Annotated in this window: 15 protein-coding genes; 2 read left to right on the top strand and 13 right to left on the bottom strand. The window is 68.1% G+C overall.

Annotated features, from left to right (window positions below; genetic code table 11):
* Window positions 1–11: 11 nt before the first annotated feature.
* The gene (locus G474_RS0102895; RefSeq protein ID WP_026685663.1) at window positions 12–2,027 is read right to left on the bottom strand and encodes a methyl-accepting chemotaxis protein; all 2,016 of its coding nucleotides are present in this window, start codon (window positions 2,025–2,027) and stop codon (window positions 12–14) included.
* A 143-nt stretch (window positions 2,028–2,170) separates the two neighbouring features.
* Here G474_RS0102895 and G474_RS19285 point away from each other — a divergent pair, with 143 nt between their 5' ends.
* Window positions 2,171–2,827, top strand: coding sequence for a helix-turn-helix domain-containing protein (locus tag G474_RS19285; protein ID WP_051281755.1), 657 nt, complete (start codon window positions 2,171–2,173; stop codon window positions 2,825–2,827).
* An 18-nt stretch (window positions 2,828–2,845) separates the two neighbouring features.
* On the opposite strand, the gene G474_RS0102905 is transcribed toward G474_RS19285, so the two are convergent.
* The 10 genes from G474_RS0102905 to G474_RS0102950 all read right to left on the bottom strand — a co-directional run bounded on the left by G474_RS0102905 (window position 2,846) and on the right by G474_RS0102950 (window position 12,166).
* Window positions 2,846–3,229: a VOC family protein gene (locus G474_RS0102905; protein ID WP_026685664.1), complete on the bottom strand. Its 384-nt coding sequence runs from the start codon at window positions 3,227–3,229 to the stop codon at window positions 2,846–2,848.
* 105 nt (window positions 3,230–3,334) lie between these two features.
* Window positions 3,335–4,021, bottom strand: a complete 687-nt coding sequence (gene bioD, locus G474_RS0102910) for a dethiobiotin synthase (protein ID WP_026685665.1) — start codon at window positions 4,019–4,021, stop codon at window positions 3,335–3,337.
* A 165-nt stretch (window positions 4,022–4,186) separates the two neighbouring features.
* The gene (gene bioC / locus G474_RS0102915; RefSeq protein WP_043463002.1) at window positions 4,187–4,951 is read right to left on the bottom strand and encodes a malonyl-ACP O-methyltransferase BioC; all 765 of its coding nucleotides are present in this window, start codon (window positions 4,949–4,951) and stop codon (window positions 4,187–4,189) included.
* Window positions 4,948–5,646, bottom strand: a complete 699-nt coding sequence (locus tag G474_RS19290) for an alpha/beta fold hydrolase (protein WP_051281757.1) — start codon at window positions 5,644–5,646, stop codon at window positions 4,948–4,950. Before G474_RS19290 ends, bioC begins: the two co-directional genes overlap by 4 nt.
* Window positions 5,643–6,803, bottom strand: coding sequence for an 8-amino-7-oxononanoate synthase (gene bioF / locus G474_RS0102925; protein ID WP_026685667.1), 1,161 nt, complete (start codon window positions 6,801–6,803; stop codon window positions 5,643–5,645). Before bioF ends, G474_RS19290 begins: the two co-directional genes overlap by 4 nt.
* Window positions 6,800–7,213 (bottom strand): type II toxin-antitoxin system tRNA(fMet)-specific endonuclease VapC, encoded by a 414-nt coding sequence (vapC, locus tag G474_RS0102930; protein ID WP_026685668.1) that lies wholly within the window; start codon window positions 7,211–7,213, stop codon window positions 6,800–6,802. Before vapC ends, bioF begins: the two co-directional genes overlap by 4 nt.
* Complete coding sequence (locus G474_RS0102935; protein WP_026685669.1) at window positions 7,213–7,443, bottom strand: antitoxin; 231 nt, start codon at window positions 7,441–7,443, stop codon at window positions 7,213–7,215. The genes vapC and G474_RS0102935 overlap by 1 nt, the downstream gene beginning before the upstream one ends.
* Before the next feature lie 76 nt (window positions 7,444–7,519).
* On the bottom strand, window positions 7,520–8,956 hold the full coding sequence (gene bioA / locus G474_RS19295) for an adenosylmethionine--8-amino-7-oxononanoate transaminase (RefSeq protein WP_084513538.1): 1,437 nt from the start codon (window positions 8,954–8,956) through the stop codon (window positions 7,520–7,522).
* A gap of 2 nt (window positions 8,957–8,958) precedes the next feature.
* The gene (locus tag G474_RS0102945) at window positions 8,959–10,134 is read right to left on the bottom strand and encodes a DUF2863 family protein (RefSeq protein WP_026685670.1); all 1,176 of its coding nucleotides are present in this window, start codon (window positions 10,132–10,134) and stop codon (window positions 8,959–8,961) included.
* 25 nt (window positions 10,135–10,159) lie between these two features.
* The gene (locus G474_RS0102950; protein WP_026685671.1) at window positions 10,160–12,166 is read right to left on the bottom strand and encodes a site-specific recombinase; all 2,007 of its coding nucleotides are present in this window, start codon (window positions 12,164–12,166) and stop codon (window positions 10,160–10,162) included.
* 90 nt (window positions 12,167–12,256) lie between these two features.
* Here G474_RS0102950 and yaaA point away from each other — a divergent pair, with 90 nt between their 5' ends.
* Window positions 12,257–13,042: a peroxide stress protein YaaA gene (gene yaaA, locus G474_RS0102955; protein WP_026685672.1), complete on the top strand. Its 786-nt coding sequence runs from the start codon at window positions 12,257–12,259 to the stop codon at window positions 13,040–13,042.
* Here yaaA and G474_RS0102960 read toward each other — a convergent pair.
* Together G474_RS0102960 and G474_RS0102965 are read right to left on the bottom strand one after the other, a co-directional pair.
* Window positions 13,030–13,494 carry a PIN domain-containing protein gene (locus G474_RS0102960; RefSeq protein WP_043463005.1) on the bottom strand — a complete coding sequence of 155 codons (465 nt, stop codon included), beginning with the start codon at window positions 13,492–13,494 and terminating at the stop codon, window positions 13,030–13,032. The genes yaaA and G474_RS0102960 overlap by 13 nt on opposite strands.
* Window positions 13,479–14,303 (bottom strand): phosphate/phosphite/phosphonate ABC transporter substrate-binding protein, encoded by an 825-nt coding sequence (locus G474_RS0102965; protein WP_156919131.1) that lies wholly within the window; start codon window positions 14,301–14,303, stop codon window positions 13,479–13,481. The genes G474_RS0102960 and G474_RS0102965 overlap by 16 nt, the downstream gene beginning before the upstream one ends.
* Window positions 14,304–14,368: the final 65 nt, after the last annotated feature.

Below are 14,368 nucleotides of genomic sequence, written 5' to 3' on the forward strand. Positions count from 1 at the left end.
CGGGGCTGACCTCAGGCCTTGAAGCGCTGCACTTCCTGGGAGAGGGTATCGGCCAGGGTCTGGAGCTGGCTGGCGGTGGCGGCGTTTGCTCCGGCGGCCGCGTTGTTTTCCTCGGCCATCTGGGCGATCCGTTCCACGTGCCTGGCCACCTCCGTGGTGGCCGTGGACTGTTCCCGCAGGGAGGTGGAAATGTCTTCCACCACCTGCATCACCCGCAGGGCCTGATCCTGAACCCGTTGCATGGCGGTTCCGGCCTGCTGGGCCTGGGTCACGCCGCTGTCCACCCGGGCCACGCCCTCCTGCATGCTGTGCACGGCCTGCCGGGTGCCGTCCTGGATGTTGGCGATCATGGTGGCGATTTCCCGGGTGGAGGCGGCCGTGCGTTCGGCGAGCTTGCGCACCTCGTCGGCCACCACCGAGAAGCCCCGGCCCGCCTCTCCGGCCCGGGCCGCTTCGATGGCGGCATTGAGGGCGAGCAGGTTGGTCTGTTCGGCGATTTCCTTGATCACCGCAACGATGCTGGAGATTTCTTCGGACTGCTGGCCGAGCCGGGTGATGAGGCCGGAGGAATGGTTCACCGCCGTGGCAATCCGCTGGATTTCCTCCACCACCTGCAGCACGACCCGGCCGCCCTGTTCCGCCACCTGGTCCGATTCCCGCGACAGGTCCTGGGCTTCCTGGGCGTTGTTGGCGATGTGGCTGACGCCCACGGTCATTTCCTCGATGGAGGCGGCCATGCCCGAAGCCGATTCGCTCTGGGTGCCGGCGCTGGTGGCGATCTGGGTGCTGGCGCCGGCCAGGTGGCCGGCCGCGCCGTGCAGGGTGTCCACATCCTGCTGCAGCCGGCGGATCAGCAGCCCCAGCCCTTCAGCCATGCGGTTGAAATGCTGGGCCGCATCCCCCAGTTCATCGCGGCTGTCGAGCTGGAAGCGGGTGCTGAAGTCCCCCTCGGCCAGACGTCCGGCCCCTGCGGCCAGCCGTTCGATGGCGTTCTGGATCGAGTAGTAGGCGCCGATGGCCAGGTAGGTGAAGCCCAGGAAGGCCAGGAGCGAGGTGGCCACGTTGATCAGCAGGTGCTCCCGGGAGCGTTCGATGCGTTCCTGCAGCAGCCGGTCCAGCTCCGGTGCCAGCACCTGGAACATGGCCTGATAGCCCTGGTCGATGACTCGGGTGACCTGGTCGAAATATTCCTGGGAGGGGGTTTCGAAGCGCTGCTCGATGATCTGTTCCCGGATCAGCCGGGCCACAGCTCTTGCGTCCTGGGGAAAGCGCTGGTTGAAGTCCTGCAGCCGGGCCCCGGCCGCCGGCGCGTAGCGGGCCACCTTGGTCATGCCACTGGCCATGGTGTCCAGGTTGGCCTGCAGCTCGGCAATCTGCTGGCCCATGAGGATCTGCTGCTGGCTGGTGACTTCCCGCCGGGCGATGATGCCCGTGCCTATGCCCCGGGCCAGGGCCAGCTTTTCCAGCAGCAGGGGCATGCGCACCACCACCGTGTCCATCAGGTAGTAGGTATCCAGCTCAGGGTCCAGGGTCAGGGTGGAGGCGTCGGCCACCAGCAGCATCAGGTCCATGGACTTCTGCACCAGGGCCGTATGCTGGCGCAGGTTTTCCGACGCGGTCAGGGACAGGCCGTCCTGGACGATCTCCTGCCAGCCGGCGCGCAGGTCCTGCCAGCTCTGGTCCTGGCGCAGGGCCGGGTCCAGGACCGCTTCCACCCGCTCCAGGGCGGCTGCCACCGCCTTTTGCCGTTCGGCCCGCCGGGGTTCCAGGGCGGCATTGCCGTTCAGGATGCCCGAGGACAGGCCCCGATGCTGCTGCAGCTCGGCCACCAGCTGGTTGATGGGCTGGATCTGGCTCAGGCCGGCCCGCTCCTGGGTGGTGGTACTGACCACGGCCTGCAACTGCTGGTAGAGATTGAACAGCAGCACCAGTACGGCGAACAGGGCCACGATGCCCATCACGGCGAACTTGCGTGGATAACGGAGGCGGTCCATCAGGGCGATGGTGGGGAGGAACAGGGTCTTCATGGGCGGTTTCCCGGAATCGATGGCTTTCGGACTCATTAAACCTAGTCCGGGTTCCCGAAAAATGACAATGGAGATTTTTGCCGGCTTGCCCGGCCCTGGCGGGCGACGCACAATGGCTGGCCTCCTGGTCCCGGAGTTTGCCCTTGACCACTGTCTCCCTGGTGCTGCAATCCTGGCGTTTCTGCCCCGAGCGCGATACCTGCTCCACGGTATTGCCGGATGGCTGCCGCGACCTGATCCTGCGCCGGGCGCCTGGCGGTGAGCCCCTGTGGTTCATCTCGTCCCTGGCGGATCAGGCCTACCCGGTGGATTGCCTGGCCGGCGAGGCCTTCGCCGGCCACCGTCTGCTGCCGGGCACCCGTCTGCCCGAGGCGGAACTGCTGGCTGCCCTGGGGACGGTGGAAGATGCCGCGGCGGCGCTGCCCCTGATCGCGGCCTGCGGCACCCTGGAGGCCAGTCTGGAGGAGGCCCTGGCGGGATTGGCGGAATCCCCCAGCGTGGCCCGGGCCCGGACCCGGCTGGGGGTCTCGGAGCGCAGTCTGGAGCGGCTGGTGAGTACCGGCACCGGGCGCCCGCCGGGTTACTGGCTGCGCCTGGCCCGGGTGCGGCGGCTGGCCCGGGCCCTGTCCACCGGCGGCGGGGCGGATGCCGTAGCCCTGGTGGATCTGGCGGCAGCCCTGGGGTACGCGGACCAGGCCCACATGAACCGGGAATGCCGCCGCTGGTTCGGGCTGGCCCCCGGGGCCCTGCGCCGCCAGCCGGAACTGCTGGCCCTGGCGGCCGAGCCCGGTTACGGGTGATCCCGGGGCTGTTCCGCCTCAGCCTCCCATGGGGGAGCAGATTTCCACCAGGAAACCGTCCGGGTCGGCCACGTAGGCCACGCTCTGGCCCCAGGGCATGTGTTCCACGTCCTGGACCAGCCGGGCGCCGGCGGCCAGGGCCCGGGCCAGGGCGGCGCCCACGTCCGGGGTGACCAGGGCGATTTCGTTGCAGGGGGCTGCCGGATCGGGCCGGCCCGGGTTCTTGCCGAGCTGGGTCATCAGGCGGCGGGAGGAGAAAGCCAGGGCGGTGGCCCCGGTTTCCAGTTCGCCGAAGTCGCCGCTTTCGTGCAGGAAGCGGGTTTCCAGGCCGAAGGCGGCCCGGTAGAAGTCGAGGCTGGCGGCCACGTGGTCCACGTAGAAGATCGTATATCCGAGTTGCATTGGGAACTCCCTGGGTTGAGATGGCCCCATTGTGACGGGCCCCGGCATCCCTGTCTTGAACGGAACCGACAGGGGGTTGCGTTGCTGCTGCGCCGGCTTCCCGGCTCAGCGGGCCAGGGCCGGGGGCAGTTCCAGGGCGGCGGTGGCCGCAGCGGGGCCGCCCGCCTGGCCGTGGGGAATGAGGCCCAGGCAGGGAGCGGGGAGCAGTTGGGTGAGGCTGTCCAGGTTGTCGTCCAGGCGGTTCATGTCAGGGACCACGCAGTTGGCGATCCAGCCGGCCAGGGGCAGGTTCCGGGCCAGGATGGCTTCTGCCGTCAGCAGGGCGTGGCTGATGCAGCCCAGGCGCATGCCCACCACCAGGATCACCGGCAGCCCCAGGGCCACGGCCAGGTCGGCGCTGTCCCCGTCCGGGCCCAGGGGAATGCGAAAGCCCCCGGCCCCTTCCACCAGCACCAGGCCGGCGGGCCCCGCCAGCTGACGGGCTTCGGCCAGGGCGGCCAGGATGGGGGCGAAGCGGAGTTCCAGCCCCGCTTCCCGGGCGGCGATGTGGGGGGCGATGGGCGGTGCCAGCAGGTAGCTGTTCAGGGTGCGCTCCGGCAGGGGCTGGCTGGCGGCGGCGCGGATGGCTTCCACGTCCTCGTTTTTGCCGTCCGGGCCGGTACCGGCGGCCACGGGCTTCAACCCCAGGGCGGTACGGCCCAGCTGCCGGGCCCGGTGGAGCAGGGCGCAGGTGGCGTAGGTCTTGCCGACTTCGGTGTCGGTGCCGGTGACGAAACAGGCGGGAGCGTTCATCCTTAAAACCTCAGTTAAACCACAGAGGCACAGAGACGCCGAGGAAAAACAAAGACTTGTCCTGGAAGGGCAGGTCACTTTCTAGGTGAGCGCAGAAGATAATGCAAGCCATTGTTTTTTTGAACTTCTCTGTGTCTTTGTGTCTCTGCGGTGAGGTTTTTAGGTTCATTTCTGGGCGTAGCAGAGGATGACCTGGTAGGTCAGGGGCAGGCCCCGGGGGGTGCGCCTGGCTTCGTAGGCGGCTTCCAGTTGCTGCCAGGCGTGGCGGCCCAGCAGGCCGCGGCGGCGCTCGGGGCCGATCTGGCTGGCACCCACGAACTTGATGGCCTGGAGCAGGCTCTTCAGGTCTTTGTAGTGGGCGATGCAGGGTTCGCAGCGGATGCGGATGTCCCGGAACCCGGCCGCTTCCAGGGTTGCTTCCAGCACCTGGGGGGGCTGGAAGGGGATGGTGTGACGGTAGCGGTCTACCAGGGCGAAGGTCTCGTCCAGTTCCACGAAGGTGCCGGGCCCCAGGCTCGAGAGGGCCAGCATGCCGCCGGGCCAGATCACCCGCCGGGCTTCCCGGGCCAGAGCCATGGGATCGCACCACTGGGCCGTGAGGCTGGACCAGTACAGGCCCACTACGTCATCGCACAGGGGGATGTGTTCCACGTCCCCGGCGACGCCGAATTCCAGGGCCTTGATCTGGCTCAGCATGGCCGGGGAAAAGTCCATGGCGATGCGGCGGGCGGCGGGAAAGCGCAGGCCCAGCATCTCCAGGGCGAAGCCGGTGCCGCAACCGGCATCAAGGATCACCGCCGGGATCAGCATGGACGGTAGTCCGCCGATCAGCCGGGCACAGACCCAGCGTTGCACCTTGGCGGCGCTGTCGTAGGTGCGGGCTGCTTTTTCAAAAGACTGGCGCACCTGTTCCTTGGGCGGCAGATTCATGGGCGAGGCAATCCTGAGCAGAACGGGGTGGGGTCGGGGGAAAAGGGGGCGTGGGCCTTGCCGGGCAGCAGCCGCAGCTCGGCCCGGGGTAGCCGTTCGGCCAGCCAGCGGGCGGCGGCGGCGGGCATCAGGGGATCGTTTTCCCCGTGGATCAGGGTGACCGGGCAGGTCAGGGATGCCAGGCCGGCGCGCAGGTCCGCCTCGGCCAGCCAGGCCAGCCCGGCCTCCAGGGCTGCCTGGGGTACCGGGGTGGCTTGGGCCAGCAGCGCCTCGGCCGCCTGGGGGCTCGCATCGCCCTGGCAGAAACCTTGGGCAAAGCGGGGCAGGAGGGCGGCCCCCTGGCGGCGGATGCGGGCCTGGAAGGCCTGCAGTTCCGTGGGGGGGCGGCCCAGTTCCCAGCCTTCCCGGTTCAGGAAGCTGGGGCTGCTGCCCACCAGGGTGAGGCTCAGGACCCGCTCCGGTGCCGCCTGGGCGCAGGCCAGGGCCAGCATGCCTCCCAGGGACCAGCCGCCCAGGTGAGAGCAGGCCGGCAGGCGGGCCAGGAGGGCATCCCGGGCGGCCAGGAAGGTGGCCGGGACCGGGTCGCCGGTATTGCCGGGCAGATCCAGGACCTGCCAGCCGCTGCCGGCCAGAGCGGCGGTGAGGGGGCCGGGGCCGAAGCCCCAGCCGGGCAGGAAGAGTTGTGCTGCATTCATGCTAGGGCTTTCAGGGCATCCACCAGGCTGGCCACATCCGCCTGGCTGTGGGCCGCACTGAGGGAGATGCGCAGGCGGGCAGTGCCGACGGGCACCGTGGGCGGGCGGATCGCCGCCACCCACAGACCCCGCTCCCAGAGCGCCCGGGACAGGGCCAGGGCGGCTTCGTTGTCGCCCACGATCAGGGGCTGGATCGCGGTTTGCGAGGGCAGCAGTTGCCAGGGCAGGCCGGCCAGGCCTTCCTGCAACTGCCGGATCAGGGCTTGCAGGTGGGCGCGCCGGGCGTCGCCGGCAGCGATCAGCTCCAGGCTTTTCACCAGGGCGCAGGCCACGGCCGGGGGCTGGGCGGTGGTGAAGATGTAGCTCCTGGCTTTTTGCAGCAGGTAGTCCATGACCAGCTCCGACCCGGCCACGAAGGCGCCGCCGACCCCGGCCGCCTTGCCCAGGGTGCCCATCAGGATCACCCGGGGATGGGCGGGGACGCCGCAATGGGCCAGGCTGCCTTGTCCCTGGGGGCCGAGCACGCCGAAGCCATGGGCGTCGTCCACCACCAGCCAGGCGTCGAAGCGTTCGGCCAGGGCGAACAGCTCGGCCAGGGGCGCCAGGTCCCCGTCCATGCTGAACACCGCGTCGGTGACGATGACCTTGCTGCGGGCGTCGCTGGCCGCCAGCAGCCGTTCCAGGGCGGCCATGTCGTTGTGGGGATAACGGTGGTGCCGGGCCCGGGAGAGCTGTGCCGCATCGATGAGCGAAGCGTGGTTGAGCTTGTCGGCGAAGATGGCGTCGTCCCTGCCGGGGGCCAGGGTGGGGGTGACGGCCAGGTTGGCCAGATAACCGGTGGAGAAGGTCAGCGCCCGGGCAAAGCCGGTGAAGGCGGCGAGGCGCTGCTCCAGGAGGTCGTGGGGGCCCAGATGGCCGCTCACCAGATGGGAGGCGCCGCTACCCGCGCCCCAGGTCAGGGCCCCGTCCGCCAGGGCCTGAGCCAGCTCCGGATGGGCGGCGAGACCCAGGTAGTCATTGCTGGCGAAGGCCAACATCTCCCGGCCCTCCACCATGGCCCGGGGGGCGCAGGGGGATTCGAGCAGGCGGCGACGGCGCGCCAGGCCCTGGTCGGCCAGGGCGGCGAGTTCCTCACGGAGGCGGGTTTCGATGTTCATGCCGTGCCGACCCAGTTTTCCCATTGCAGGCCGGGAACCCGGGCGAATTCCCGATCGTTGTTGGTGACCAGGATCCAGCCTTCGGCCCGGGCGTGGGCGGCCAACCAGAGGTCGTTGTTGCCAATGGGCATGCCCTGTTGCTGGAGGACGGCACGAATCTGGCCATAGTGTTCCCCGGCGGCCTCGGGCAGGGGGCTGACCGGAATGGCCTGTTCCAGCTGGGCGACGACGGCCAGGGCCCGTTCCCGGGCCTGGCTCTTTTCGGCACCGAAGCGCAGTTCGCCCAGGGTGACTACGGACATGCTCAATTCCCGCGCCTGATGACGTGCAAAACGCTCCCGCACTTCAGGCGGGTTGTGCTTGGCGATATAGATGCAGATGTTGGTGTCGAGCAGGTAGCGGATACTCATTAGAAGCTCTCGCGCTCCTGGGGGGGCGTGTCGTCGCGGCCTGTTGCCATGAAATCATCCGGCAGCTGGGTCAGCAGATCGAAGATGGCGGTAGCGTTGGTGGGGGCTTCACGCAGGACGATTTCGTCGCCGCGCCGGAAAATCTCTACCTGCTCCACGTTGAGCCGGAATTCCTTGGGCAGGCGCACGGCCTGGCTGTTGCCAGACTGAAAGACACGGGCGTAGGTCATGGGGCGCTCCTGGTGTGTATATACATGAAGTTTATACATCCAAGTAACTGAAGCCAAGAAGTCAAAACATGACCCCTTACTCAAGAGTGCGGCCATGTTTGGCAGCGATGGCGGCTTTGACGTAACACTTGGCATTTTGGGCAAGGTCGCCAGGAGGATCGGTTGCTTCCCCATTTTCCAGCGCCGCATCCAGCGCCCCCGCCACGGCCTGGGCCAGGTGGGTGATTTCTTCCTGGGTGAGGATGTAGGGGGGCATCACGTACACCGTGTTGCCCATGGGGCGCACCAGGGCTTGCCGTTCCAGGGCGGCTCGGTAGAACTTGCGGGAGAAGGCCGGGTCGCTGCTCTCCACGTCAAAGGCCAGGATCATGCCCCGCTGGCGCAGGTGGCGCACCCGGGGATGGCCGGCCAGGGAGGCGAAGGCGGTTTCGAGCCGGGCGGCTTGCGCCCGGTTGGCGGTGAGCACCTGGTCTTCCGCAAAGATGTCCAGGGTGGCGAGCGCCGCCCGGCAGGCCAGGGGATTGCCGGTGTAGGAGTGGGAGTGCAGGAAGCCCCGGGGGGTGGCTTCGTCGTAGAAGGCGGCGTAGATCGCGTCGGTGCTGAGCACGATGGAGAGGGGCAGGTAGCCGCCGGAGATGCCTTTCGAGAGGCAGAGCAGGTCGGGTTTGATGCCGGCCTGTTCGTGGGCGAAGAAGGTGCCGGTGCGGCCGCAGCCCACGGCGATTTCGTCGCAGATCAGGTGCACTTCGTATTGATCGCAGAGCTGCCGGGCCAGGCGCAGGTATTCCGGGTCGTACATGACCATGCCGGCGGCGCCCTGGACCAGGGGTTCGACGATGAGGGCGGCGATCTGCTCCCCCTCGGCTTCCAGTTTGGCTTCCAGGGCGGCGGCGGCACGCCGGGCTACATCGATGGCAGTTTCGCCGGGTGCGGCCCGGCGGGCGTCCGGGCACATCACGGTGTCGGCCTGGCGCACCAGGGGGGCGTAGGCATCCTTGAACAGGGCCACGTCGGTGACTGCCAGGGCCCCCACGGTTTCACCGTGGTAGCTGCCTTCCAGGCAGAGGAAGCGGGTCTTCTGCGGCCGGCCCCGGTTCTGCCAGTGATGGAAGCTCATCTTCAGGGCGATTTCTGTGGCGGAGGCGCCATCGGAAGCGTAGAAGGCGTGTCCCAGGTGGCCGCCGGTGAGGGCGGCGAGGCGTTCCGACAGCTCCACCACCGGCTGGTGGGTGAAGCCTGCCAGCATCACGTGCTCCAGGCTTTCCAGCTGGGCCTTCAAGGCGGCGTTGATGCGCGGGTTGGCGTGGCCGAACAGATTGGTCCACCAGGAGCTGATGCCGTCCAGGTAGCGCTTGCCGTCAAAGTCGTACAGCCAGGCCCCCTGGCCCGAGGCGATGGGCACCAGGGGCAGGGCCATGGGGCCCGTGCTGTGGTGGTGCTGCATCTGGGTGCAGGGGTGCCAGACGGCGGCCAGACTGCGGTCGAGCCAGTCCCGATTGCTGCTGCCGCTCATGCTCAGTGCAGGGTCTGGGGCATGGGATCGGCCTGTTCGGGCATCTCCGCATGGACCAGCTCACCCTCGGGGGTGGGGAAGAAAGGGGCGCCGCAGTCGTCGCAGAATTCCATGGGCAGATGGTGGTCCAGGCTGACGATGTCCTTCAGGCCGCATTCCCGCAGGGTGGTGTCGATCTGGCCGGCCACGTCGCTGTGCTCGTCCTCGGCCCCCAGGAGGGCCCAGACCACGCCGTGGAAGACGGCGTTGTCCCGGTCCCGGGGGGCCAGGCCGATCCGGTATTCCTCCAGGCGCTGGTCGTAGCAGGGGGCGATCACGGCGCGCATTTCCTCGGGCAGCAGGCCCAGGGTGGTCTGCAGGAAAGCCACCGAAGCCTTCACCGCATAGGGGCGGGAGCTGCGGTCTGCGTGGCGGCAGGCGCTGTGGTAGGCGTCGGCCAGCAGGGGCTGGTAGGCGCAGCCGGTGAGCAGGGGGGCCAGGCTGGGGCTGCCCTGCTTGACCCAGGCGGTGAGGGCTTCATCCTTGCTGCCGTCCGGCTCGTTCCAGCGGAACAGGGGCTGGCCTTTGGGCACCAGGGCGACGCCGATCAGGTAGCGCACGTCGGAAAGGAAGCGGTTGGTTTCCGGCAGGCCCCGGGTGTCCAGGTGCAGGTCGGTTCCGGCCAGGGCCTGTTCCCCCAGGCTGCGGGTCAGCTGCCAGGTGTCGCAGAAGCTGCGCGGCAGCTGGTCGGGGCTGAACAGGTAATCCACCAGGGCGAGGCGGGTCTGGGCAGCGAACACGTGGGCGCCCAGCTGCACCTTCAGGGGTTCCAGGCTGCTGGCGCCCAGGGGGCCGGCGGGAATGGCGTAGCGGGACCAGGCCAGGATGGGGGCGGCAAAGAGCTGCAGGTCATGGAGCTGGCCGCCCACTTCCAGGCTCTGGGTCTCGGCCATGGATTCCACCATGTTGGCCAGTTCGTCGTGGGCCCGGGGGTGGGACTCGAACAGGCGGTCCATGGCGGTGGTGAGGTCGTCCTCGGCGCCGGACTGGATCAGGCCCTGGACCAGCTCTGCCAGCCGGCCTTCCCAGAAGCTGTCTTCCAGGCGGCCGCCGGATTCGGAGAGGCCTATGGCCAGGCGCTGAAGCTCTGCGGCGTCCCGGGAAAGACGGTCGCGGGCGCCGAAACGGGTGCGCTTCATGTTCTGCCCTCGTGGGAAAAGCCGGCTATTGTACCAAGTCGTCAGCCTGTTTTTTGGGCGGCAGGAAGAAATCCCGGGGATGGGTGAGCAGGCGCCGGACCAGGCCGCGCATCAGCTGGCGTCCCTGGGAGAAGGTCACGCCCCGGGCGCGCAGGGCCACGAACAGGGCCAGGGAGAAGCTGACGCTGAGATTCACCAGGCCGATGCCGGCCACGCCCAGGCAGGCCCAGATGAAGGGCGCCAGGGGCGGGGCGAAGTCGTAGGCCGCCGCCGCGTAGCCCAGGTAGGCGGAGGAAAAGGCGATGTGGCGGATGTCGATAGGCAGGCCCAGGAGCATGCCTATGCCCCAGGCGCTGCCCAGCATCATGCCGAACAGGAAGTTGCTGGCCAGGGCGCCCAGGTTGCGCTCCACGTAATCGGCGAAGCGTCCCAGCCGCTCCTCCCCGAGGAAGCGCCGGGCCCAGGCCAGCTGCTTGATGCGTTGGGGAATGCGGTTGTAGGTGGCCAGGTTGTCGAAGTAGCCGGCGATGAGGCCGGAGAGGAACAGGCAGACGCCGGCCACGCCGGCAAAGATCAGGGCGCCGCTGGTGAAGGGATGGTGTCCGGCCAGGAGCTTCTCCGCCTCCTCGACGGGAATCGCCTGCTGCCCGGAAAGCAGGAAGATCAGCATGCTCACGCCGATGGCGATGGGGATGGCCACCGAAACGTTGCCGAGGATGGCGACGATCTGGCTTCTGGTGGTGCGGGCGATCAGGGTGATCAGGTTTTCCAGGTCCCGCACCTTGCCCTTGGCCTCGCCGATGGAGGCGGCCAGGGCGTTGGCGGTCATGGCCGGCTGCTTGGTGGCCACGGTGAAGCCGACCATGTAGATCAGCATGAAGCCCAGGCCGTAGTTGAGGCCGTAGGCCAGCATCTCGTTCAGGGGCGCCAGGTGGGCGTGGTGCAGGGCCAGCTTGATCATCGCCATCAGGGCGATGAACACCCCGGCCCCCATGGCTGCCCGGGCCATGCGGAAGTACTCCTTGCGGCCTTCGGTGATGTAGTGCTCGCCGGCCTTGCCCGCGTATTCGGTGACCCGCCGGGCGGTGATTTCCAGATTCTGACGCCAGAAGGTGCGCAGGTCATTCTTGCGGCAGGAGGCGAAGACCAGGGTCTTGAACAGGCTGATGATGGAAGGGTAGGCGGTGCGGCCGCTCCGGTCCCGCTGCAGCTCCCCGGCGATGTTGGCCAGCTGCTCGCCCCGGCAGATGTGGTCGCGCAGGCACTGGAGCTTGTAGGTGAGCTGCAGGCTGGTGCCGGCCTGGGCGGCGCGGCGGTGGATGCGCTCCACCGCGTCCCGGCACTGGTCGAACAGCACCAGCAGCTGTTTTTCGTCTTCGGCCACGGCTTCCGGATCATCCCAGCGCTGCAGGCAGCATTCCACGAAGGCCCGGGTCTCCAGGTTCTGGGCCAGGAACGGGGAATCGGTGCGGGACAGGTTGGGGTCCAGGCGCAGGAGCTCCGGGTCGAAGCCGATCACGGTCATCCGGTAGGACAGCAGCCAGAGGCTGTGCAGCATGGTGGGCAGGCCCCCGGGCAGGGTCCTGGGGTCGGCCTCCTCGTCGAAGTGCAGGCTTTTCAGCAGGGTGATCCAGACTTCTTCCTCGACCCCGGCCACCCAGATTTCGTCGGTCTTGCGGCTGAACAGGCTCTGCAGCATGTCGCCCAGGTATTCCTCGGGCTTCTGCACGTCGGGGAGCAGGGTGTGGGTGATGCGCCGCCAGGTTTCGGAAAAGAAGCCGGTGATGGGCAGGATGCCCAGGGCCACGTAGAGGGAACCCGCCTTGCGGGTGGAAAACAGGGTTTCTATGGCTTCCCGCACCTGGCGCCGCAGGGCCGGGTCGGCTTCGAGCATGAAGGTGAGGGACTGGATGCGGGCGGTGGCGGAAGCGAGGTCTTCCGGGTTTCTCGGGCGGAGCTGTTCCATCAGCTCCTGGAGCAGGATCAGAGGGTCCTGCTCCCCTGCCGTCAAGGTGCGCAGTTGCTGTTCCATAGGCGGGGCCTTCTGTTTTTTTGAGGGTGCATTATCGCCGAAAGCGGTGAGCCGCTAAAATCGGGCAGTCCGATTGCAGGAGTTGCCCCCGTGTTCATGCTCGTTTCCCCCGCCAAGTCCCTGGATTTCGAAACCCCGCTGCCGGCCGCTATCGCCGGGCTGCACAGCCAGCCGGACTGGCTGCACGAATCGGCCCCGCTGATCGAGCGCCTGCGGCAGCTGAGCCCGGCCCAGGTGGCGGTGCTGATGGACCTGAGCGACAAGCTGGCGGTGTTGAACGTGACCCGCTATGCAGAGTGGTCTCCCCCCTTCACCCCGGACAATGCCCGGCAGGCGGTGCTGGCCTTCAACGGGGATGTCTATGAAGGCCTGGATGCGGCCCGGCTCGCGGCGGCCGACCTGGAATGGGCCCAGGGCCATCTGGGCATCCTCTCCGGTTTGTATGGCCTCCTGAAACCCCTGGACCTGATCCAGCCCTACCGGCTGGAGATGGGCACCCGGCTGGAAAACAGCCGGGGCAAGGACCTCTATGCCTGGTGGGGCGAGCAGCTGCGCGATGCGGTGCGGGCTGCCACCGAGGCCTCCGGCAGCCCGGTGCTGGTGAATCTGGCTTCCGAGGAATATTTCAAGGCGGTGCGGGCCAAAACCCTGGGGCTGCCCGTGATCCAGCCCGTGTTCGAGGACTGGAAGGGGGGTAAGTACAAGATCATCAGTTTCTACGCCAAGCGGGCCCGGGGCCTGATGGCCCGCTACGCGATCCTGAACCGGATCGACGACCCCGAGGCCCTCAAGGATTTCGACTTGGAAGGTTACGCCTGGGACCCGGCCGCCAGCGACGGGGACAGCTGGGTGTTCCGCCGCCGTCAGGGGGACTGAGGCTCCAGGTCTGCCAGCCGGGCTGCGGCCTCCTCGGGCTTGAGGATGGCGAAGGGCGGCGGGCAGCGGCGGTGGTGACGCAGGCGCAGCACCAGCTTGTCCTTGCTCACCAGCCAGGCAGCTTCGCCCCGGGCTGCCAGTTCCAGGAAACGCTGGTCATCGGGGTCCCGGCAGACAGGCAGGGCAACAGGGCTGCCCGTGCCGGGGACCAGGCGGACCTGATCCCGGTAGGCGGACCAGAGGCCGGCTGCCCGTTCCGGGGGAATGCCCAGGCGGGGATAGGCCAGCACCCGGCGCAGTTCTTCCAGGCAGCCCGGGTCGCTCAGGCCGACGAGGCGGCCTGAAGCCAGCCCTGCCGCCAGGGTGGCGGCCCGTTCATCGTGGAAATGCAGCAGGTCCAGGACCGTGTTGGTGTCCAGGACGATGGGCAGGGGCCTCACTTCTCCAGCCATTCCAGCATCTTGCGCAGTCGGGCGTCCTCGCCGCCGTTGAAGCCCTGGACGCCGATCCGCTGCAGCAACTGGCGGCCGCTGTCGCTCTTGTCCAGTTCCATCAGGGCGCCGCGCAGCCGCACCAGCTGCTCGGGGCCCAGGCCGGGAGCGGCCACCAGGGGCATGTAGGGCTGCGGGCCGGACTGGTGCAGCACCCGGTGGCCCTGTTTCAGCCAGGCGGGGTAGACGGAGGAATAGGTGGATACGCCGCCCACGTCGGAGATGCCGTTTTCCAGGGCGAAGGGAATGGCGCCCTGCTCCTTGGTGTAGGAGACATTCTCCTGGTCCAGGAGGATGCCCTTGTCGCGCAGTTCGGCGCGGCAGAGCCGGGTCAGGTAGGCGGCTTTCTCGGGCATGATGAAACGCTTGCCCTTCACATCCGCCAGGGTCTTCAGAGGCGAGTCGTTACGCACCAGCAGCACGCAGTGGCCGTCCGGCCGGCCCGTGGTGACGAGCCGGTAGCGGTAATCCCGCAGGCCCCGGGCCGGGTAGTCGGAGGGCCGGGCCAGGAGCAGGTCGAAGCGCTGTTCCCGCAGGCCCTTCTCCAGGTCGTTGAAGTCGCGCACATAGAGGGGCTTGACCTCCTGGCCCAGGGTTTTCTCCATCAGGTCCACCAGGGGGCGGTATTTGTTCAGGGTGGCTTCGGCGGTGAGCCCCCCCGAGGTGCCCTCGCTGATGGCGAAGGTCAGGGGTTTGCCGCCGGACTGGGCCAGGGCCAGGGAACTGAGCAGGAGGAGGACGACGGAGAGCAGGCGGCGCAGGGAAGGCATGATCTGGGTTTCTCTGGGTATTGTTATGGTCTGGTGCTGGCAAGGCGGCCGGTGAGAGCCCGGCG

The sequence above is a fragment of the Azovibrio restrictus DSM 23866 genome (assembly GCF_000429665.1).
Taxonomy (GTDB): domain Bacteria; phylum Pseudomonadota; class Gammaproteobacteria; order Burkholderiales; family Rhodocyclaceae; genus Azovibrio; species Azovibrio restrictus.